At 69.4% G+C, this 21,293-nt stretch carries 15 protein-coding genes; 8 read left to right on the forward strand and 7 right to left on the reverse strand.

The features are described from left to right. Positions 1-177 precede the first annotated feature (177 nt). The 5 genes from ACSHSS_RS25055 to ACSHSS_RS25075 all read right to left on the reverse strand — a co-directional run bounded on the left by ACSHSS_RS25055 (position 178) and on the right by ACSHSS_RS25075 (position 7,713). Positions 178-1,578 carry a sensor domain-containing diguanylate cyclase gene (locus tag ACSHSS_RS25055; protein WP_105796655.1) on the reverse strand — a complete coding sequence of 467 codons (1,401 nt, stop codon included), beginning with the start codon at positions 1,576-1,578 and terminating at the stop codon, positions 178-180. A gap of 251 nt (positions 1,579-1,829) precedes the next feature. After that, positions 1,830-3,008, reverse strand: a complete 1,179-nt coding sequence (locus ACSHSS_RS25060) for an acetyl-CoA C-acyltransferase (RefSeq protein WP_445545695.1) — start codon at positions 3,006-3,008, stop codon at positions 1,830-1,832. Positions 3,009-3,060: 52 nt separating this feature from the next. Beyond that, positions 3,061-3,693, reverse strand: a complete 633-nt coding sequence (pncA, locus tag ACSHSS_RS25065) for a bifunctional nicotinamidase/pyrazinamidase (protein ID WP_445545696.1) — start codon at positions 3,691-3,693, stop codon at positions 3,061-3,063. 41 nt (positions 3,694-3,734) lie between these two features. Beyond that, a complete protein-coding gene (locus ACSHSS_RS25070; protein ID WP_445545697.1) occupies positions 3,735-5,819 on the reverse strand; it encodes a 3-hydroxyacyl-CoA dehydrogenase NAD-binding domain-containing protein in 2,085 nt (694 codons plus the stop codon). Positions 5,820-6,069: 250 nt separating this feature from the next. Beyond that, positions 6,070-7,713 carry a 3-(methylthio)propionyl-CoA ligase gene (locus ACSHSS_RS25075; RefSeq protein ID WP_253575514.1) on the reverse strand — a complete coding sequence of 548 codons (1,644 nt, stop codon included), beginning with the start codon at positions 7,711-7,713 and terminating at the stop codon, positions 6,070-6,072. A gap of 152 nt (positions 7,714-7,865) precedes the next feature. Between ACSHSS_RS25075 and ACSHSS_RS25080 the strand changes: the two genes are divergently transcribed. From ACSHSS_RS25080 to ACSHSS_RS25100, 5 genes are all read left to right on the forward strand, one after another. Continuing rightward, the gene (locus tag ACSHSS_RS25080) at positions 7,866-9,434 is read left to right on the forward strand and encodes a protein adenylyltransferase SelO (RefSeq protein WP_060041410.1); all 1,569 of its coding nucleotides are present in this window, start codon (positions 7,866-7,868) and stop codon (positions 9,432-9,434) included. Positions 9,435-9,472: 38 nt separating this feature from the next. Further along, positions 9,473-9,904 carry a peptide-methionine (R)-S-oxide reductase MsrB gene (gene msrB, locus ACSHSS_RS25085; RefSeq protein ID WP_006415093.1) on the forward strand — a complete coding sequence of 144 codons (432 nt, stop codon included), beginning with the start codon at positions 9,473-9,475 and terminating at the stop codon, positions 9,902-9,904. Between the two features lie 121 nt (positions 9,905-10,025). Beyond that, positions 10,026-10,556 carry a septation protein A gene (locus ACSHSS_RS25090; protein ID WP_006402253.1) on the forward strand — a complete coding sequence of 177 codons (531 nt, stop codon included), beginning with the start codon at positions 10,026-10,028 and terminating at the stop codon, positions 10,554-10,556. A gap of 1 nt (position 10,557) precedes the next feature. Next, on the forward strand, positions 10,558-10,872 hold the full coding sequence (locus ACSHSS_RS25095; RefSeq protein ID WP_445545698.1) for a BolA family protein: 315 nt from the start codon (positions 10,558-10,560) through the stop codon (positions 10,870-10,872). A 9-nt stretch (positions 10,873-10,881) separates the two neighbouring features. Next, positions 10,882-11,664 carry a peptidylprolyl isomerase gene (locus ACSHSS_RS25100; protein ID WP_006407741.1) on the forward strand — a complete coding sequence of 261 codons (783 nt, stop codon included), beginning with the start codon at positions 10,882-10,884 and terminating at the stop codon, positions 11,662-11,664. Positions 11,665-11,774: 110 nt separating this feature from the next. On the opposite strand, the gene ACSHSS_RS25105 is transcribed toward ACSHSS_RS25100, so the two are convergent. Further along, entirely contained in the window at positions 11,775-12,332 is a 558-nt protein-coding gene (locus ACSHSS_RS25105; protein ID WP_445545699.1) for a GNAT family N-acetyltransferase, read from the reverse strand. Positions 12,333-12,336: 4 nt separating this feature from the next. After that, positions 12,337-16,401 (reverse strand): phosphoribosylformylglycinamidine synthase, encoded by a 4,065-nt coding sequence (purL, locus tag ACSHSS_RS25110; RefSeq protein WP_217261787.1) that lies wholly within the window; start codon positions 16,399-16,401, stop codon positions 12,337-12,339. Positions 16,402-16,651: 250 nt separating this feature from the next. Between purL and ACSHSS_RS25115 the strand changes: the two genes are divergently transcribed. From ACSHSS_RS25115 to pgi, 3 genes are all read left to right on the forward strand, one after another. Continuing rightward, positions 16,652-17,956: an FAD-dependent oxidoreductase gene (locus ACSHSS_RS25115; protein WP_445545700.1), complete on the forward strand. Its 1,305-nt coding sequence runs from the start codon at positions 16,652-16,654 to the stop codon at positions 17,954-17,956. Positions 17,957-17,997: 41 nt separating this feature from the next. Beyond that, the gene (locus ACSHSS_RS25120) at positions 17,998-19,542 is read left to right on the forward strand and encodes an NAD(P)H-hydrate dehydratase (protein ID WP_445545701.1); all 1,545 of its coding nucleotides are present in this window, start codon (positions 17,998-18,000) and stop codon (positions 19,540-19,542) included. Between the two features lie 109 nt (positions 19,543-19,651). After that, positions 19,652-21,274 (forward strand): glucose-6-phosphate isomerase, encoded by a 1,623-nt coding sequence (gene pgi / locus ACSHSS_RS25125; protein ID WP_006402246.1) that lies wholly within the window; start codon positions 19,652-19,654, stop codon positions 21,272-21,274. The last annotated feature ends 19 nt before the right edge of the window (positions 21,275-21,293 follow it).

Genomic DNA, 21,293 nt, shown 5'->3' on the forward strand with positions numbered 1-21,293 from the left:
GCTACGTCTGCGATGACCGCCGAGCCGAATAAATCAGCGTTTCCCTAGCGCAGCGCGCGTCGATTACGCGGCGGTCGATCACGCGATGGCGCCCCGGCACGGCTTCGCCGTCCGGGGCGACGTACGGGAAGGCACGCGCTCACACCGGTCCGGGCAAATGCATTGCCGCGCAAAGCGTCACCGCGCGACGACGCGATTGCGTCCTTCCCGCTTCGCCTGATACAGCCGTTCGTCGACGACGCGCAGCAGCGCGTCGACCGTGCTGCCGTCGACGCCGTACTGGGCCACACCGACACTGACCGTCACCTGTACGCGCTTGAAGTCGAGGCCGAACGGCGCAGTGGCGATCGACGAACGCACGCGCTCGGCCGTCATCCGTGCCCCCTCGAGCGGCATCTCGGGCAGCAAGGCCATGAACTCCTCGCCGCCGACGCGCGCGAGCGCGCCGCTCGGCCGGATCGCGTCGAGGCACTGGCGCACGACGCCGCGCAGCACTTCGTCGCCGATCTGATGGCCGTACGCGTCGTTGATGTGCTTGAAATTGTCGAGGTCGAGCGCGAGCAGGCAGAACGGCGTGCCGTCGCGCTCGGCGCGCCCGATCTCGCGTTCGACCTGCGCGATGAATTGCCGGCGGTTCGACGCGCCCGTCATCGGATCGGTCGCGGCCATGTATTCGAGCTTCTGGTTCGTGCGTCGCAGTTCGAGCAGCGCGCTCTCGGTGCGCGCCATCGATTCCGCGAGGCGGCTCATCAGATCCTGCTGGCTGTAGATCGCCGAGAACGAGCGCGTCGTCTGCAGCGCCTGCACGACGCCGTAGCTGAGCAAAAAGAAGCCGCCCGCGAAGATCGCGTGCGCGAGCCACCACATGTGGTTCCACGGCTTGCCGAGCAGGAACGCGAGCGACGACAGCGCGAACGCCGTGATCGACACGCCGTAGATCACCATCAGCGGCGAACGGATGCGTCGCGCGAGCAGCACGGCGACGTTCAGCAGCGAGAAGACGAGCGCGCCGCCCTCCATCGCGAGCCGCGTGCCGAGCGCGCCCGCGATCGGCGAATACGCGAGATACGCGACCGCGACGTCGACGAGCGCAAACGCGACGATCCACGGCAGCCATGTGCGCGCGCTCGTGCGCCTGTCGGCGCGATCGGGCGCGCGCGAATACGACAGCAGGCCGGTCAGCAGCAGGATCGACATCACGAGCCGCGACGCGGGCCCGTAGAGCAGGAACAGCCAGATGTTGTGATGCGCGGCGCCGGTAAACACGCCGTGCAGCGCGTAGATCATCGCGAAGCCGAGAAAGCCGAGCGTGAGCCAGCGCAACAGCGGTTCGCCCGACGATCGATAGCAGACCCAGGTGACGTACGTGACGAACGCGCCCTCGACGGTCGCGGCCGCAATCGCGATTTCATGGAATGCGTGGTTCTCGAAGGTCGCGCGCGGATCGGCGCAGAACCACAGGTAGGCGATGAGATAGGCGGGCAGCAGCGCGAATCCGACCAGCAGGCATTTCGCGTAAATCCGCGCAGCCGCGCTCACGACGCGGGGCGGTTCCCCGGCTGCAAAGGTCGTACTCAATTCGTTTCCCGATCGATTTGCTGCGGATTCGCGTGTCGCAGCCGCATGCGCGCGACCCGGCCATGGCGCGCGCGTCGGCCCCTCTGTTCCGAAAGGCAAATGTCAGAGCAAGTATAGAAGCGGCGATTCGTTTGACAAGTGAGGGGAAACGGCATTGCGGCCGGCATGCCGCATGCAGGCGGCGGCCGTCGTGGGGAGCGCCGTGCCGCGCGCGCCGCAGTCGCGCGGCGGCCGGCACGGCAGGCAAAACGTCAGACGATTTCGAACAGGCCGGCCGCGCCCTGCCCGCCGCCGATGCACATCGTGACGACCGCATACTTGACGCCGCGCCGCTTGCCTTCGATCAGCGCGTGGCCGGTCAGCCGCGTGCCCGACACGCCGTACGGGTGGCCGACCGCGATTGCGCCACCGTTCACGTTCAGGCGATCGTCAGGGATCCCGAGCGTGTCGCGGCAGTACAGCACCTGCACCGCAAACGCTTCGTTCAGCTCCCAGAGCCCGATGTCGTCGACGCTGAGCCCTGTCTGCTTCAGCAGCTTCGGCACCGCGAACACGGGGCCGATGCCCATCTCGTCCGGCTCGCAGCCGGCCACCGCGAAGCCGCGGAACACGCCGAGCGGCTGGAGCCCTTCGCGCTGCGCGGCCGCGGCACTCATCACGACGCACGCGGCCGCGCCGTCGGAAAACTGGCTCGCATTGCCGGCCGTGATCACGCCGCCCGGCACGGCCGGACGAATCTTCGACACGCCGTCGAGCGTCGTGTCCGGACGGATCCCCTCGTCGGCCGACACCGTCACTTCCTTCGTGAACAGGCGGCCGGTAGCCTTGTCCGCGATGCCGGCGCGCACGGTGATCGGCACGATCTCGTCGCGAAAGCGCCCCGCTTCCTGCGCGGCAGCGGCCTTGAGCTGCGAGTTCACGCCGTATTCGTCCTGACGCTCCTTCGAGATCCCGTAGCGCTTCGCGACGTTCTCGGCCGTCTGCAGCATCGTCCAGTAGATTTCCGGCTTGTGTTCGAGCAGCCAGCCCTCGTACGCCATGTGCCGGTTCATCTCGTTCTGCACGCACGAGATCGACTCGACGCCGCCGGCGACGTAGACGTCGCCCTCGCCCGCGATGATCCGCTGGGCGGCGAGTGCGATCGTCTGCAACCCCGACGAGCAGAAGCGGTTCACCGTCATGCCCGGCACGCTGACCGGCAGCCCCGCGCGCAATGCGATCTGCCGCGCGATGTTGCCGCCCGTCGCGCCCTCCGGATTCGCACAGCCGACGATCACGTCCTCGACGCGTGCCGGGTCGAGCTTCGCGCGCTCGAGCGCCGCCGCGACCACGTGGCCGCCGAGCGTCGCGCCGTGCGTCATGTTGAAGGCGCCGCGCCACGATTTCGCGAGCGGCGTGCGTGCGGTCGATACGATTACGGCTTCGGTCATGCGAGTCTCCTTCGTTCCTGCCTGATGTGCTGAATCGAGTGGAAAGGCGGCGCTATGCGCTGGCGCGCACGCCATCGGACGTCACGCGTGCGACGCCCGCCGCCTGCATCTGCTGCCATGCGTGCGCGAGCGAGCCGTTCAGGTCGATCGCGCGGCACGCATCGTCGATCACCGCGGCGTCGAAGCCCGCCGCGCGCGCGTCGAGCGCCGACCACGCGACGCAATAGTCGGTCGCGAGCCCGCAGCACCAGACGCGTTTCGCGCCGATCTCGCGCAGGTAGCCGGCGAGGCCCGTGCGCGTCGTGCGATCGGCTTCGACGAATGCGGAATAGCTGTCGACGCGCGGATCGCAGCCCTTGCGGATCACGAGCTGCGCGTGCGGCAGGTCGAGGTCGCGATGCAGCGCCGCGCCTTCGGTGTCCTGCACGCAGTGCACGGGCCACAGCACCTGCTCGCCGTACGGCAGCGCGATCGTCGAGAACGGTTCGCCGTCCGGATGATTCGCCGCGAACGACACGTGCTCGCGCGGATGCCAGTCCTGCGTGATCACGACGCGCTCGAACCGCTGCGCGAGCGCGTTGATCACGGGCACGACCGCGTCGCCGTCGGCGACGGCCAGCGCGCCGCCGGGCATGAAGTCGTACTGCACGTCGATCACGAGCAGCACGTCGTCGGTGCGTTTCATAGCGTTTCTCCTTGCGAGTCGGTGCGCGGCGCCGCGCGGCGTCAGCCGTTGAATCCGCGGCCGGCCTTCGCGAGCTCCGCGATCGACGGCGCGAGCCGCCACGCGTCGCCGTTCGGCGTGGCCGCGTAGCGGCGAATCGCGCGCTCGACGTTGTAGAGGCCGACCATGTCGGCGTACAGCATCGGGCCGCCGCGCCACAGCGGGAAGCCGTAACCGGTCAGATAGACCATGTCGATGTCGGACGCCTTCGACGCGATCTTTTCCTCGAGAATCTTCGCGCCTTCGTTGACGAGCGCGAACACGAGCCGCTCGACGATCTCGTCGTCGGCGATCTTGCGTCGCTCGATGCCGCGCTCCTTCGAATAGGCGACGACCATCTCGTCGACGAGCGCCGACGGCCGCGCGCGGCGATCGCCGGGCGCATAGTCGTACCAGCCGGCGCCCGTCTTCTGCCCGAAGCGGCCCTGCTCGCAGAGACGATCGGCGATCTTCGAATAATGGAGGTCGGGCTGCTCGACGTAGCGGCGCTTGCGAATCGCCCAGCCGATGTCGTTGCCGGCCAGGTCGCTCATCCGGAACGGCCCCATCGCGAAGCCGAACTGCTCGATCGCGCGGTCGATCTGCGCGGGCAGCGCGCCTTCCTCGAGCATGAACAGCGCCTGCCGGATGTACTGCTCGATCATCCGGTTGCCGATGAAGCCGTCGCATACGCCCGATACCACCGCCGTCTTGCGGATCTTCTTCGCGACGGCCATCACGGTCGCGAGCACGTCCTTCGCCGTCTGCGCGCCGCGCACGACTTCGAGCAGCTTCATCACGTTCGCCGGACTGAAGAAGTGCATGCCGACGACGTCCTGCGGACGCTTCGTGAACGCGGCGATCCGGTTCACGTCGAGCGTCGACGTGTTCGACGCGAGGATCGCGCCCGGCTTCGCGACTTCGTCGAGCTTGCGGAACACCTGCTCCTTCACGCCGAGCTCTTCGAACACGGCCTCGACGATGAGATCCGCGTCCTTCAGGTCGTCGTAGGACAGCGTCGGCGCGATCAGCGCCATGCGTGCCTCGAGCTTCTCCTGCGTGAGCTTGCCCTTCTTCACCTGCGCGTCGTAGTTCTTGCGGATCGTCGCGAGCCCGAGCTCGAGCGCCTCCTGCTTCGTTTCGAGCAGCGTGACGGGCAGCCCCGCGTTGACGAAGTTCATCGCGATGCCGCCGCCCATCGTGCCCGCGCCGATCACCGCGACACGGCGGATGTCGCGCACCGGCGTGTCGGCCGGCACGTCGGGAATCTTGCTCGCCGCGCGCTCGCCGAAGAACGCGTGCCGCAGCGCGCGGCTTTCCGGCGTCATCATCAGCGCGACGAAGCCTTCGCGCTCGGCGATGCTGCCTTTGTCGAAACCGTGCAGCACGCCGGCCTCGATCGCGTCGATGCACTTGTGCGGCGCCGGGAAGTTCGGCGCGGCGGCCTTCACCGAATTGCGCGCGAACTGGATGAAGCCCGCCGCGTTGTCGTGGACGATCTTGCGGTCGCGCACGCGCGGATGCGGCCCCGGCTGCGCGCCGGCCTTGCGTGCGAACGCGACGGCCGCGTCGAGCAGATCGCCGTCGGCGAGCTGATCGAACAACCCGCTTTCGGCAAGCTGCTCGGACGGCACCGGCGCGCCCGACACGATCATGTTCAGCGCGGTCTCGAGGCCGACCGCGCGCGGCAGGCGTTGCGTGCCGCCCGCGCCCGGCAGCAGCCCGAGCTTCACTTCGGGCAGCGCGATCTGCGCACCGCGCGCGGCCACGCGATAGTGGGCGCCGAGCGCGAGCTCGAGACCGCCGCCCATCACGACGCTGTGCAGCGCGGCGACGACCGGCTTCGCGCTCGCCTCCACCGCGCGGATCACGGTATGCAGCGTCGGTTCCTGCAGCGCTTTGGGCGTATTGAATTCGGTGATGTCGGCGCCGCCCGAGAAGGCGCGGCCGGCGCCCGTCAGCACGATCGCGGCGATCGACGGATCGTGCGCGGCGCGCTCGAGCGCGTCCATGATGCCCAGCCGCGTCGACAGGCCGAGCCCGTTGACGGGCGGATTGTTGAGCGTGATGACGGCGACGCCGTCGCGAGTCGAGTAATCCACTGCCATCTGCCTGCCTCCATGCATCGCGCGCCGGGTGGCGGCGCTTCCATTGTGCGCGGTCGAACGGCCGCATGTCCGGATCGAACGGAGGCAGCATACAACGAAAAAGCACGGTCGTTCAATTTGAATTTCCGCACAATCCGGGGGCGGATCGCAGGCGACCGGCAAGGGCGACCGGCAAAGGGACCGGCAAGGCCGACCGGTAACGGCGACCGGCCGGCAACGGCGGCCGACCGAAGGGCCGGCCGCGCCCGCGTTACGGTGCGCAGACCGCCGTCGGCAGCACGTAGTCGCGGAACATTTCGCGCAGCTTCAGCTTCTGCAGCTTGCCGGTCGCGGTATGCGGCAGCGATTCGACGAACACGACGTCGTCCGGAATCCACCATTTCGCGACCTTGCCTTCGTAGAACGCGAGCAGCGCCTCGCGCGTCAGGTTCGCGCCTTCGCGCGGCACGACGACGAGCAGCGGCCGCTCGGTCCACTTCGGATGCGCGCATGCGATGCAGGCGGCCTCCGCGACGCCCGGGTGCGCGATCGCGACGTTTTCGACGTCGATCGAGCTGATCCATTCGCCGCCCGACTTGATCACGTCCTTGCTGCGGTCGGTGATCTGCAGGAAGCCGTCCGCGTCGATCGTCGCGACGTCGCCGGTCGGAAACCAGCCGTCGACGAGCGGCGAGGTGTCGCTGCGGAAGTAGCGGTCGATCACCCACGGCCCGCGCACCTGCAGCTCGCCGTACGCGACGCCGTCCCACGGCAGCTCCTGTCCGTCCGGGCCGACGATCCGCATGTCGACGCCGCCGATCACGCGCCCCTGCTTTTCGAGCAGCCGCCGCTGCACGTCGTGCGGCCGCTGCGACTGCGCCCAGTTCAGCTTCGCGAGCGTGCCGAGCGGCGACAGCTCGGTCATGCCCCACGCGTGGATCACGCGTACGCCGTAATCGTCCTCGAACGTGCGCAGCATCGCGGGCGGGCAGGCCGAACCGCCGATCACCGTGCGGTTCAGCGACGAGAAGCGCACGCCCGCCTCGCGCATGTAGTTCAGCAGCCCGAGCCATACGGTCGGCACGCCCGCCGAAAACGTCACGCGCTCGGCCTCCATCAGCTCGTAGAGCGATCGGCCGTCGAGATCCTTGCCCGGCAGCACGAGCTTGCCGCCCGTCAGCGGCACCGCGTACGGCAGCCCCCATGCGTTGACGTGGAACATCGGCACGACCGGCAGCACGGCGTCCATCGCCGACAGGTTCATCGCGTCGGGCAGCGCGGCGCCGTATGCGTGCAGCACGGTCGAGCGATTCGAATACAGCACGCCCTTCGGATTGCCGGTCGTGCCCGACGTGTAGCAGAGCCCGCACGCCTGCTGCTCGTCGAGACGCGGCCAGTCGTAGCGGCCGTCCTCCGCCTCGACGAGCGTCTCGTAGCACAGGTACGGCGTCGCGCCGTGCGGCAGATGATCGACGTCGGTCATCGCGATCCAGCCGCGCACGTTCGGACACTGCGGCGCGAGGGCCTCGACGAGCGGCGCGAAGTTGATGTCGAACAGCACGTAGCGGTCTTCCGCGTGATTGACGATGTACGCGATCTGTTCGGGAAAAAGCCGCGGGTTGATCGTGTGGCAGACGGCGCCCATGCCGCCGATCGCGTAGTACGCCTCGAGATGCCGGTAGCCGTTCCACGCGAGCGTGCCGACGCGCTCGCCCGCCTCGACGCCGAGCCGCGCGAGCGCCTGCGCGAGCCGCTTCGCGCGCCGCTCGCAGTCGCGATACGTATAGCGATGCAGGTCGCCTTCGATCCGCTTCGATACGATCTCGGTGTCGCCCGCGTGACGCGCGGCATGCGCGATCAGCGACGACACCAGCAGCGGCATGTCCATCATCTGGCCCAGCAACGGCTTGCCCATCGTCTTGTTCTCCCTGAAGGACGCGAATCGGTGACGGGCCGCGCGGCGGCAGCGGCGCGCGGCGGCCCGGGCGGGCGGCGTGCATCGCGCGGGCCGCCATGCGGGCGGCGCAGCGCCGCCTTACAATATCGGCTTACCCAGAGGCGCTCAACATGTCGTTTTCCCGAAGCGCAGCCGATCCGGCTGACACCCTGCCCGACCTCGCCGCGACGCTCGCCGCGCCCGACACCCACGCGTTCCTGCGGCTCGGCGACGCGTTTCATACGCGGCTGCCGGCCGCACCGCTCGCGGCGCCGTACGTGGTCGGCTTTTCCGACGAAGTCGCGCGCCTGCTCGGGCTGCCCGCGTCGCTCGCCGCGCAGCCCGGCTTCGCCGAGCTGTTCGCCGGCAACCCGACGCGCGACTGGCCCGCCGAGGCGCTGCCCTACGCGTCCGTGTACTCCGGCCATCAGTTCGGCGTCTGGGCCGGCCAGCTCGGCGACGGCCGCGCGCTGACGATCGGCGAGTTGCCCGGCACGGACGGGCGCCGCTACGAGCTGCAGCTCAAAGGCAGCGGCCGCACGCCCTATTCGCGGATGGGCGACGGCCGCGCGGTGCTGCGCTCGTCGATCCGCGAATTCCTGTGCTCCGAAGCGATGCACCACCTCGGCATCCCGACCACGCGCGCGCTGACCGTGATCGGCTCCGACCAGCCGGTCGTGCGCGAGGAGATCGAGACGGCGGCCGTCGTCACGCGCGTGTCGGAGAGCTTCGTGCGCTTCGGCCATTTCGAGCACTTCTTCTCGAACAATCGCCCCGATCTGCTGCGCGCGCTCGCCGATCACGTGATCGACCGCTTCTATCCGGCCTGCCGCGACGCCGACGATCCCTATCTCGCGCTGCTCGAAGCCGCGACGCTGCGCACGGCCGAGCTCGTCGCGCAATGGCAGGCCGTCGGGTTCTGCCACGGCGTGATGAATACCGACAACATGTCGATCCTCGGCGTGACGATCGACTACGGCCCGTTCGGCTTCGTCGACGCGTTCGACGCGAACCACATCTGCAACCACTCGGATACGGGCGGCCGCTATGCATACCGGATGCAGCCGCGCATCGCGCACTGGAACTGCTACTGCCTCGCGCAGGCGCTGCTGCCGCTGATCGGGCTGCAGCACGGCATCGCCGACGACGACGCGCGCGCGGAGCGCGCGGTCGACGATGCGCAGGCCGTGCTCGCGACCTTCCCCGAGCGTTTCGGTCCCGCGCTCGAGCGCGCGATGCGCGCGAAGCTCGGCCTCGAGCTCGAACGCGACGGCGACGCGGCGCTCGCGAACCAGCTGCTCGAGACGATGCATGCGAGCCGTGCCGACTTCACGCTGACGTTTCGCCGGCTCGCGCAGCTCTCGAAGCACGACGCGAGCCGCGACGCGCCCGTGCGCGACCTGTTCATCGACCGCGAGGCATTCGACGCATGGGCGAACCTCTACCGTGCGCGGCTGTCGGAGGAAACGCGCGACGATGCCGCGCGCGCGGCCGCGATGAATCGCGTGAACCCGAAATACGTGCTGCGCAACCATCTCGCCGAACTCGCGATCCGGCGCGCGAAGGAGAAGGACTTTTCCGAAGTCGAACGGCTCGCGCAGGTGCTGCGCCGCCCGTTCGACGAACAGCCGGAACATGAATCGTACGCGGCGTTGCCGCCCGACTGGGCCGGGTCGCTCGAAGTGAGCTGCTCGTCGTAACCCGCGCGTATCGACCGACCGATCAGGAGAACCCCCACATGTCCCACGATGCCGACGACAAGACCTATCCGTACCGGAAGGACGACGCGGAGCTGCGGCGCCGCCTCACGCCGCTGCAGTACGAGGTCACGCAGCACGCGGCCACCGAGCGCGCGTTCACCGGCGAATACACCGACAAGGAAGACGACGGCATCTACAAGTGCGTCGTCTGCGACACGCCGCTGTTCGAGTCCGGCGCGAAATTCCATTCGGGCTGCGGCTGGCCCAGCTACTTCAAGCCGCTCAACGGCGAGGTGATCGACGAGAAGATCGACTACTCGCACGGGATGGTGCGCGTCGAAGTGCGCTGCAATCATTGCGGCGCGCACCTCGGCCACGTGTTCGAGGACGGCCCGCGCGACAAGACCGGTTTGCGCTACTGCATCAATTCGGCTGCGTTAAACTTCGAGTCCCGACCCGAAAACGACTGAGCGGCGCCGGGCGAACCGGCCGGCAGCCCCGCGCTGCAGCGGTTCGCGACGGCGGCGCCTGGCGGGTCCCTACAACGGTGAAAGGCCGCGCATGCGGCCGTTTCACGCAGCCGCGAGCGCCATGAAATTCCTGTTCGATCTGTTTCCGATCATCCTGTTTTTCGCCGCCTTCAAGGTCTGGGGCATCTTCACCGCCACCGCGGTCGCGATCGCCGCGACGCTGGCCCAGGTCGCCTGGGTCGCCTTCCGCCACCGCAAGGTCGACACGATGCTGTGGGTCAGCCTCGGCGTGATCGTCGTCTTCGGCGGCGCTACCCTCGTCCTGCACGACGAGAAATTCATTCAATGGAAACCGACTGTGCTGTACTGGCTGTTTGCGATCGGGCTGCTCGCCGCACGCTATGCGTTCGGCAACAACCTGATCGAGAAGATGATGGGCAAGCAGCTCACGCTGCCGCACCCGGTGTGGGACAAGCTGAACGTCGCGTGGGCGCTGTTCTTCGCGGTGCTCGGCGTCGCGAACCTGTACGTGGTGCACAACTTCACCGAATCGCAATGGGTGAATTTCAAGCTGTTCGGCACGACCGGCGCCATGGTCGTGTTCATCATTCTGCAGAGCCTGTGGCTCACGAAGTACCTGAAGGACGAGTGACATGACCGATGCGTTTCTCCATGCCTCGCCCGACGCGCGCATCGCGCTGATCGAGGCGCGCCTCACCGCGGCGCTCGCGCCCGTGTCGCTGGCCGTACGCGACGACAGCGCGCAACATGCGGGCCACGCCGGCGCGGCCGCGGGCGGCCACTATACGGTCACGATCGTATCGGCCGCGTTCGCCGGCAAGTCGCGCGTCGCGCGGCACCGGCTGGTGTATGATGCGCTCGCCGATGCGATGCAGCGCGGCATTCATGCGTTCGCGATCGTGGCTTACACGCCCGAAGAATTCGACGAATCTTCAATCCAGCATTAGGAATTCCCGATGATCCTGAAATCCCCCCGCCTGTGGTTCGCGGCGGCTGCTTTCGCAGCGGCGCCGGCCTTTGCCCAGAACATCGCCGTCGTCAACGGCACGCCGATTCCGAAGTCGCGCGCCGACGCGATGGTCGCGCAACTCGTGCAGCAAGGCCAGACCGACAGCCCGCAGCTGCAGCAGGCCGTGCGCCAGGAACTCGTGAACCGCGAAATCCTGATGCAGGAAGCGATCCGCGAAGGCATCCCGAATCGCCCGGACGTGAAGGCACAGGTCGCGGTCGCACAGCAGACGGTCGTGCTGCGTGCGATGATCGAGAACTTCCTGAAGAAGAACCAGCCGACCGACGCCGAAGTGAAGGCGCGCTACGACGAGCTCGTGAAGACGGCCGGCGGCAACCGCGAATATCACCTGCACCACATCCTCGTCGACAGCGAGCAGCAGGCGAAGGACCTGATCGCGAAGATCAAGGGCGGCGCGAAGTTCGAGGATCTCGCGAAGCAGTATTCGAAGGATCCGGGCTCGGGCAAGAACGGCGGCGACCTCGACTGGTCGGACCCGAAGGCGTACGTGCCGGAATTCGCGGCAGCCGCGCAGAAGCTGCAGAAAGGCCAGATGACGGACGAGCCCGTGAAGACGCAGTTCGGCTGGCACATCATCCGCGTCGACGACATCCGCGACGTCGCGCCGCCGCCGTTCGCGCAGGTGAAGGCGCAGATCGCGCAGCAACTCGTGCAGCAGAAGCTGCAGACGTTCGAGGAAACGCTGCGTCAGCAGGCGAAGATCCAGTAACGTCGCCGACGCTGCACCAAAGAGAAAGGCCGCTTCGAGCGGCCTTTTTTGTTGCGTGCGCGCCAAGCGCGAACGCGGCGGGCGGCAAGATCGCAGCACGGCGGCGCTGCTCAGTGCTGCGCCTGCTCCGGATAGAACGCGTCGTGATAGCGGACGATGCCCGCGGGGCGCGGCGCCGCATCGTCGAGCGTCAGCGCCAGAAAATGCGTGGCCGGCACGCCGGAAAACACGAGGTCGGCGCACGGCGCGAAGCCGAAGCGCGCGTAGTACGCGGGATCGCCGAGCACGACGCAGCCCTGCGCGCCGCGACGGCGCAATGCGTCGAGCGCCGTGCGCACGAGGCCGGCGCCGACGCTGCGCCGCCGGCAATCGGCCCGCACCGCGAGCGGCGCGAGCCCGTACCAGCGCGAATCGCCGGCCGCTGCGCCGCCGATCGATACCGGCGAACAGGCGACATGCCCGATCACGCGGCCGTCGCGCTCCGCGACGAGCGACACGGCGAGCGCGCGGTCCGCGCGCAGCGCATCGACGATCCGTCGTTCGAACTGCCCGTGCTCCGGTTCGCCCGCGAACGCGGACACGATCACGTCCGCGATCGCGCCGGCGTCGGACGCGCGCTCGTCGCGCAGCGTGACGACTTCGACGGGCGCGTACGGATCGAACGACACGGCGTCAGCCGATCCAGCGGCGCGCGTTGCGGAACACGCGCATCCAGGGGCTCGCTTCGCCCCAGCCTTCCGGATGCCAGCTCATCGTGACGGTGCGATGCACGCGCTCCATGTGCGGCATCAGCACCGTGAAGCGGCCGTCGGCCGTCGTGACCGACGTGATGCCGGCCGGCGAACCGTTCGGGTTGAACGGATAGCGTTCGGTCGCCTCGCCGCGATGATCGACATAGCGCATCGCGACCGCGACGCGCTCGATGTCGCCCTGCTGCGAGAAGTCCGCATAGCCTTCGCCGTGCGCGACCGCGACCGGAATCCGCGAGCCTTCCATCCCCGTGAAGAAGATCGACGGCGACTTCTCGACTTCGACGAACGAGAAGCGCGCTTCGAACTGCTCCGACTTGTTGCGCGTGAACTTCGGCCATGCGTCGGCGCCCGGAATCATCGACGAGAGGCTCGACAGCATCTGGCAGCCGTTGCAGATCCCGAGCGCGAACGTGTCGGGACGTGCGAAGAACGCGGAGAACATGTCGGCCAGCTTCGCGTTGAAGCGGATCGTCTTGGCCCAGCCTTCGCCGGCACCGAGCACGTCGCCGTACGAGAAGCCGCCGCACGCGACCGCGCCCGCGAAATCGGCGAGCGTCGCACGGCCGGCGAGCAGATCGCTCATGTGCACGTCGTGCGCATCGAAGCCCGCGCGGTCGAACGCGTAGGCGGTTTCGAGATGCGAGTTCACGCCCTGCTCGCGCAGGATCGCGACGCGCGGGCGCGCGCCCGTCGCGATGAACGGCGCGGCGACGTCTTCTTCCGGATCGAAGCTGAGCACCGGCGAGATGCCGGGGTCGGCCGCATCGAGCAGCGCGTCGTATTCGGCGTCCGCACACGCCGGGTTGTCGCGCAGGCGCGCGATGCGCCAGCTGACTTCGCCCCATGCGCGATGCAGCTCGGTGCGCGGCGCATCGAAAATCTTCTTCGCGTCGCGGTACACCTCGATCACGTCGCGGTCGTTGACCGTGCCGATCACGTGCGAGCACGTCGACAGCCCGAATTCGCGCAGCGCGCCGAGCACCGCATCGCGGTCGGCCGCACGCACCTGCACGACGGCGCCCAGTTCCTCGTTGAACAGCGCGCGCAGCGTGCGGTCGTCGCGACGTCCGCTCGTCTGCTTCGCCCAGTCCTTCGCGTCGCCGTAGTCCGATTCGTGGTTCGCGTCGAGCGTCAGCATGTCGACGTTCAGCGACACGCCCGCGCGGCCCGCGAACGCCATTTCGCAGACCGTCGCCCACAGCCCGCCGTCCGAGCGGTCGTGGTACGCGAGCAGCTTGCCTTGTGCGTTCAGCGACTGGATCGCGTCGAAGAAGCGCTTCAGGTCTTGCGGATCGTCGACGTCCGGCGTCGTGTCGCCGACCTGCTGCGTGACCTGCGCGAAGATGCTGCCGCCCATGCGGTTCTTGCCGCGACCGAGGTCGATCGCGATCAGCACGCTGTCGCCGGCGTCGGCGACGCGGCGCAGCTGCGGCGTCAGATGACGGCGCACGTCCTCGACGGGCGCGAACGCGGAGATGATCAGCGACACCGGCGCGACGACTTCCTTCGCGACGCCCTGCTCCTCCCACTTCGTCTTCATCGACAGCGAGTCCTTGCCGACCGGGATGCCGATGCCGAGCGCCGGGCACAGCTCCATGCCGATTGCCTTCACGGTGTCGAACAGCGCGGCGTCCTCGCCCGGCGTGCCGCAGGCGGCCATCCAGTTCGCGGACAGCTTGAGCTTGTCGAGCGACGCGATCGGCGCGCTCGCGATGTTCGTGATCGCCTCGCCGACCGCCATGCGGCCCGATGCGGGCGCATCGATCACGGCGAGCGGCGTGCGCTCGGCCATCGTCATCGCCTCGCCGCGGAAGCCCGCGTAGTCGAGCGCGGTGATCGCGCAGTCGGCGACCGGCACCTGCCACGGGCCGACCATCTGGTCGCGCACCGACGTGCCGCCGACCGTACGGTCGCCGATCGTGATCAGGAACGACTTGCTCGCGACCGTCGGATGCTTGAGCACGTCGACCGCGATCGCGGACAGCGCGATGCCCGTCACGTCGACCGGGGCGCGCTCGGTATGCACGCGCGTGACGTCGCGGTGCATGCGCGGCGGCTTGCCGAGCAGCACCTCCATCGGCATGTCGACCGGGTACGCATCCGCGCCGGTCGCCTGCTCGTCGAAGAGTTGCAGCTGGAGTTCGTCGGTCGCGACGCCGACCACCGAGAACGGGCAGCGCTCGCGCGCGCAGATCGCCTCGAAGCGCGGCAGGTCGGCCGGCGCGATCGCCAGCACGTAGCGCTCCTGCGCTTCGTTCGACCAGATCTCGCGCGGCGACAGGCCCGACTCCTCGAGCGCGATCTTGCGCAACTCGAAGCGCGCGCCCTTGCCCGCGCCGTCGACGATTTCGGGGAACGCGTTCGACAGGCCGCCCGCGCCGACGTCGTGGATGCTGAGGATCGGGTTTTCCGCGCCGAGCTGCCAGCAACCGTTGATCACTTCCTGCGCGCGCCGCTCGATTTCCGGATTGCCGCGCTGGACCGAGTCGAAGTCGAGTTCGGCCGTGTTCGCGCCGGTCGCCATCGAGCTCGCGGCGCCGCCGCCCATCCCGATCCGCATGCCGGGGCCGCCGATCTGGATCAGCAGCGAGCCGGCCGGCACGTCGTGCTTGTGCGTGTGCTGATCGGCGATGTTGCCGAGGCCGCCCGCGATCATGATCGGCTTGTGATAGCCGCGCACGGTGCCGCCGACGTTCTGTTCATACACGCGGAAATAGCCGCCGAGGTTCGGGCGGCCGAATTCGTTGTTGAACGCGGCGCCGCCGAGCGGGCCGTCGATCATGATCTGCAGCGGCGACGCGATGCGGTCCGGACGGCCGTACGGGCCGTGCTGCTCGTTCGGATTGCGCTGCGCGAGCGGCTGCGCCGCGTCGCGCGCGTTTTCCCACGCCTGGCGTGCGCCCGGCAGATCGAGGTTCGATACCGTGAAGCCCGCCAGGCCCGCCTTCGGCCGCGCACCGCGGCCCGTCGCGCCTTCGTCGCGGATCTCGCCGCCGGCGCCGGTCGCCGCGCCCGGGAACGGCGAGATCGCCGTCGGGTGGTTGTGCGTCTCGACCTTCATCAGCGTGTGCGTGAGTTCCGTGTGGCGGCCGTAGCGCTCGCCCGGCTCGCCGGCCGCGCCCGCGCCGCGCGGGAACCAGCGCTCGGCTTCGGCGCCCATCATGATCGACGAGTTGTCCGAATACGCGACGATCGTGCCTTGCGGGCTCAGCTTCTCGGTGTTGCGGATCATCGCGAACAGCGACATGTCCTGCGCTTCGCCGTCGATCGTCCACTGCGCGTTGAAGATCTTGTGGCGGCAGTGCTCGCTGTTCGCCTGCGCGAACATCATCAGCTCGACGTCGGTCGGATTGCGCTCGAGCTTGCGGAACGCATCGACGAGGTAGTCGATTTCGTCTTCGGCGAGCGCGAGGCCCAGCTCGACGTTCGCGCGTTCGAGCGCGCCGCGGCCGGCGCCGAGTACGTCGACCGTCGTCAGCGGCTTGGCCGGCAGTTCGTCGAACAGGTGTTTCGCATCGTCGCGCGCGGCCACCACGCTTTCGGTCATCCGGTCATGCAGCGCGGCCGCGACCGCGGCGCGCGCCTCGTCGGACAGTGCCTTCTTGCCGCCGAGCAGGCCCGACTTCAGCGTGACCGTGAACTCGATGCCGCGCTCGATGCGGCGCACGTGCGTGAGGCCGCAGTGCTGCGCGATGTCGGTCGCCTTGCTGGCCCACGGCGACACCGTGCCGAAGCGCGGCAGCACGACGAAGGTCTCGACCGTCCCTTTCTCGGCCGCCGGCTCGAACGGCGCGCCGTAGTGCATCAGCGCATCGATGCGCGCGCTGTCGTCGGCCGACAGCGGTTCGGCCGCGTTGACGAAATGCAGGTACTGGCCGCGCACCGCGACGATGTTGGCGTCGATTTGCCTGAGCGTGTCGAGCAGACGGGTTTGACGGAAATCGGAGAGGGCCGAAGCGCCGGGAAAACACGAGAAGTGAGCCATGGGCTGGACTGACGTCGATGAGTCGCGCTAGAGGGCGACATGGGGCGAAAGGAAGGCCGTAATTATACCCGTAAGTCGGTCTCCCAAGACCGCCCGTCGGGTGCGCCGCGTGCACCGCCGCGGTGCGCGTGCGGCCGCGCGGCGCCGTCCGGCGCAATTTTGGCGCTATCATTCGCGGTTCCCCGGGCCGCGGGCCCGTCACGCGAATTCTCACCGGGCGGCCGCGCGCCGCCCGTCATCGAAGCAATCCATGGATGTCATCGTCATCGGCGGCGGACTCACCGGCGTCGCCACGGCCTACCAGCTCCGGGCGGCCGGTCATCGCGTCTGCGTGGTCGAGCGCCACGCGACCGTCGCGCAGGGCGCGACCTACGGCGACGGCGGCGCGCTGCTGCCGAGCCCGCTCGACGTCTGGTTCGGGCCGACCTTCATGCACGCGCGCCAGCCGCGCGACAGCGGCATCGTGTACAAGCCCGGTTTCGACGGCGCCGTGCGCCGCTTCGCGAAGCGGCTCGCCGCGTTGCGCGAGCCCGACGCGTTCGTCGCGCAGTATGCGCGGCTGCGCCCGCTGATCGACGCGGCGCGCGAGGCGGTCGCCGACATCGAGAACCGCTTCCGGCTCGAATTCGAGCAGAAGACGGGCATCCTGCACGTCGTGCGCGACGCGCGCGACTGGGACGCGCTGCAGCCGGCGCTGGCGCTGCTGCCCACGCTCGATCAGCCGCACCGGACGCTGAGCGCCGACGCCTGCGCCGCACTCGAACCTTCGGTGCGCGCCGAGCCGGATTTCGCCGGCGGCGTGCTGCTCGAAACCGAGCGCACCGGCAACTGTCCGCTGTTCGCGAAGCTCGTCAAGCAGACGCTCGACGAGCACGGCGTGCAGTTCCGCTTCGGCGCCGACGTCGCGGCGATTCGCGTCGACGCGGGCCGCGCGGCGGTCGAACTCGCGCCGCCGCGCGGCGACCGGCGCGCCGCGCACGCGCGCGAAGTCGACGTGATTTCGGCCGACGCGGTCGTGGTCGCCGCCGGCACCGGCAGCATCGCGCTGCTCGAGCGGCTCGGCTGGCGGCTGCCGCTGCATCCGATCCGCGTGCACACGCTGAGCGCGCCGATCGCGTACGAAGAGCACGCGCCGCATCTGAGCATCGTCGATTCGGTCAAGCGGATCGCGATCACGCGGATCCAGCAGCGGCTGCGAATCGGCGGCGGCGCGGTGCTGCAGCGCGCCGCCGATCTCGCAAAGCCGCTCGCCGAACCGCTCGCCGAAGCCGCGCTCGCACTGCTCGGCCAGGCCGCGCACGACTGGGTGCCGGGCGCCGCGAAGATTTCGGCCGCGCTGTCGTGGCAAGGCACGCAGCTGCTGTCGCCGGACGGGCTGCCGGTCGTCGGTCCGACCCCGCATCCGCGCGTATTCGTCAGTATGGGCCATGGGCCGGCCGGTTGGGCGCTCGCCTGCGGGTCTGCTAAAGTGGTGACCGACTATCTCGGCGGCAACGTGCAGCACTGGCCCGCCGACACGCTCGCCGCGCTGCGCGCCGAGCGCTTCACGACCTGACCGCCGCGCGCCGGTTCGCGGCGGGTTCCCGATCCGTCGCCATGCCGCTCGCCCACCCGTTCCCCGATTCCGACCCGATCGCGCTGCTGCGCGTCGCCGATCTGCGCGCCGCCGAAACCGCCGCGGCCGCCGCCCTGCCCGCGCATACGCTGATGGACCGCGCCGGCACGGCCGCCGCGCACTGGCTCGCCGCGCGCACCGGCGGCAGCGGCCGTCCGGTCTGGTTCGCCGTCGGCCCCGGCAACAACGGCGGCGACGCGCTCGTCGCGGCCACGCGGCTGCAGCAGTTCGGCGTCGCCGCGCACGCGTGGATGCCGGTGCCCGTCAAGCCCGACGACGCGCAATGGGCACTCGGCGTCGCACGCGCGGCCGGCGTGCCGATCGCGGCCGAGCCGCCCGCGTCGCTGGACGGCTATGCGTGGGTCGTCGACGGGCTGTTCGGCATCGGGCTCGGCCGCGCGCTCGACGGCGTCTTCGCCGCGCAGGCCGCACGCATCGCCGAGCATGCGCGACGCGGCGGCGCGGTGCTCGCGCTCGACGTGCCGAGCGGGCTCGACAGCGATACGGGGCAGATCGTCGGCGGCGGCGCGGCCGTCGTCGCGACGCACACACTGACCTTCATCGGCGCGAAGCCGGGCCTGTACATGGTCGACGGCCGCGATCTGGCCGGCGAAATCGACGTCGCGTCGCTCGACCTCGCGCCGCCCGCCTCGCCGGCGATCGTGCTGAACGCGCCCGCACGGTTCGCGCACGCGCTGCCCGCGCGCGCATTCGCGTCCCACAAGGGCACGTTCGGCAGCCTCGCCGTGCTCGGCGGCGACACCGGCATGTGCGGCGCGCCGATCCTCGCCGCGCGCGCCGCGCTGTTCGCGGGGGCGGGCAAGGTGCATGTCGGCTTGCTCGGCGCCGGCGCGCCGCCTTACGATCCGCCGTTCCCGGAGCTGATGCTGCATCCGGCCGACACGCTCGAACTCGGCGCGATGACCGCGTTCGCGGCCGGCTGCGGGCTCGGCACGCGCGACGCAGCGGCCGCGCTCGTACGCGACGCGCTCGCACACGATGCCGCCGCGTTGCTCGACGCCGATGCGCTGAACCTCGTCGCCGCGCACGCGGATCTCGCCGCGGCCGTCGCCGCGCGCGGCGCCCGCGGCCGCGCCTGCGTGCTGACGCCGCATCCGCTCGAAGCGGCGCGACTGCTCGGCAGCGATACGCGCACGGTGCAGCGCGACCGCCTCGCGGCCGCACAGGCGCTTGCCGCGCGCTACGCGAGCATCGTCGTGCTGAAAGGCGCGGGCACGGTCATCGCCGCACCCGACGGCCGGCTCGCGGTGAATCCGACCGGCAATGCGGCACTCGCGACGGGCGGCACGGGCGACGTGCTCGGCGGCCTGATCGGCGCGCTGCTGGCGCAACGCGTCGCGCCGTACGAAGCGGCGCTCGCCGGCGTCTACCTGCACGGGCTCGCGGCCGACACGCTGACCGCGGCCGGCACCGGGCCGGTGGGGCTGACTGCCGGCGAGCTGGCGCCGACGGTGCGCACGCTGATCAATCGCCTTTTTCGTTCGTCGCCGCGCGCCGACGCATAACGCCGCTATACTGACTGCCCCGCCGCACGGCGGGCCCTGGTCCGCCGGCCGTCCGATCCCGACGCGCCGGCGCGGCATTCCTCCCGATTCACGCTTCACACGAACCGCCATGACGCTGAATTCGCTCCCCGCCTGGACTGCCCTTCAATCCCACTTCGAACAGATCCGTCACGCGCGTCTGCGCGACTGGTTTGCGCCGCAGAACGACCCCGCGCCGACGCGCGCCGAGCGCTTCACGTTCTCGGGCGGCGGTCTCGCGGCCGACTTCTCGAAGAACCGCATCACCGACGAAACGCTGCGCCTGCTCGTGCAGCTCGCGCGCGAAGCGCGCGTCGAAGCGCGTCGCGACGCGATGTTCGCCGGCGAGATCGTGAACCCGACGGAAGGCCGCGCGGCGCTGCACACCGCGCTGCGCGCGACCGATCCGCACGCGCCGTTCCACGCGCAGGTGAGCGCCGAGCGCGCGAAGATGGCGACGTTCGCGCGCGCCGTGCGCAACGGCACGTGGACGGGCCACACGGGCAAGCGGATCCGCCATGTGATCAACATCGGCATCGGCGGCTCCGACCTCGGGCCGAAGATGGTCACGCACGCGCTGCGCCACGTCGCGACGCGCGACATCTCGATGCATTTCGTGTCGAACGTCGATGGCGCCGATCTCGCACGCGTGCTCGAGCAGGTCGATCCGGAAGAAACGCTCGCGATCGTCGTGTCGAAGACGTTCACGACGCTCGAGACGATGACGAACGCACGCTCGCTGCGCGACTGGTTCGTCGCGAAGGGCTGCCCCGAGGATGCGCTCGCGAAGCACTTCGTCGGCGTTTCGGCGAATCCGGCCGAGGTCGTGAAATTCGGCATCGCCGCCGACAACGTGTTCGAAATGTGGGACTGGGTCGGCGGCCGCTACTCGCTGTGGTCGGCGGTCGGCCTGTCGATCATGATCGCGATCGGGCCCGAGCAGTTCGACGAACTGCTGGCCGGCGCGAACGACATGGACCGCCATTTCCGCGAAGCGCCGCTCGAACGCAACTTGCCGGTGCTGCTCGGCTTGATCGGCATCTGGTATCGGAACTTCTTCGGCTCGCAGAGCTATCTCGTCGCGCCGTATTCCGAAGCGCTGCATTATCTGCCGTCGTATCTGCAGCAGCTCGAAATGGAAAGCAACGGCAAGTCGGCGCGCCTCGACGGCCGCTTCGTCGACTATCCGACCGCCGCCGTCACGTGGGGCGAACCGGGCACGAACGGTCAGCACGCGTTCTTCCAGATGCTGCATCAGGGGCCGACGATCGTACCGATCGACTTCATCGCGGTGCTGACGCCCGAGCATCCGCTCGCGAGCCATCATCCGAAGCTGCTCGCGAACTGCTTCGCGCAGAGCGAGGCGCTGATGCTCGGCCGCACGCTCGAGGAAGCGCGCAAGGTCGCCGGCCCCGGCAAGGAAGATCTCGCGCCGCACCTGACCTTCCCCGGCAACCGCCCGACGACGACGCTGCTCGTCGACGCGCTGACGCCGCGCGCGCTCGGCGCGCTGATCGCGCTCTACGAACACAAGGTGCTCGTGCAGGCGACCGTGTGGGACATCAATCCGTTCGATCAGTGGGGCGTCGAGCTCGGCAAGATTCTCGGCAAGGTCGTCGAGGCCGATCTGGCGGCCGACGCGCTCGATACGGCGAAGCACGATTCGTCGACGACCGCGCTGATCGCGCGCGCACGCGCGGCGCTCAAGCGCTGACGCGCGCCGCACCGGCCGC

The sequence above is a fragment of the Burkholderia sp. BC1 genome, from assembly GCF_052683555.1.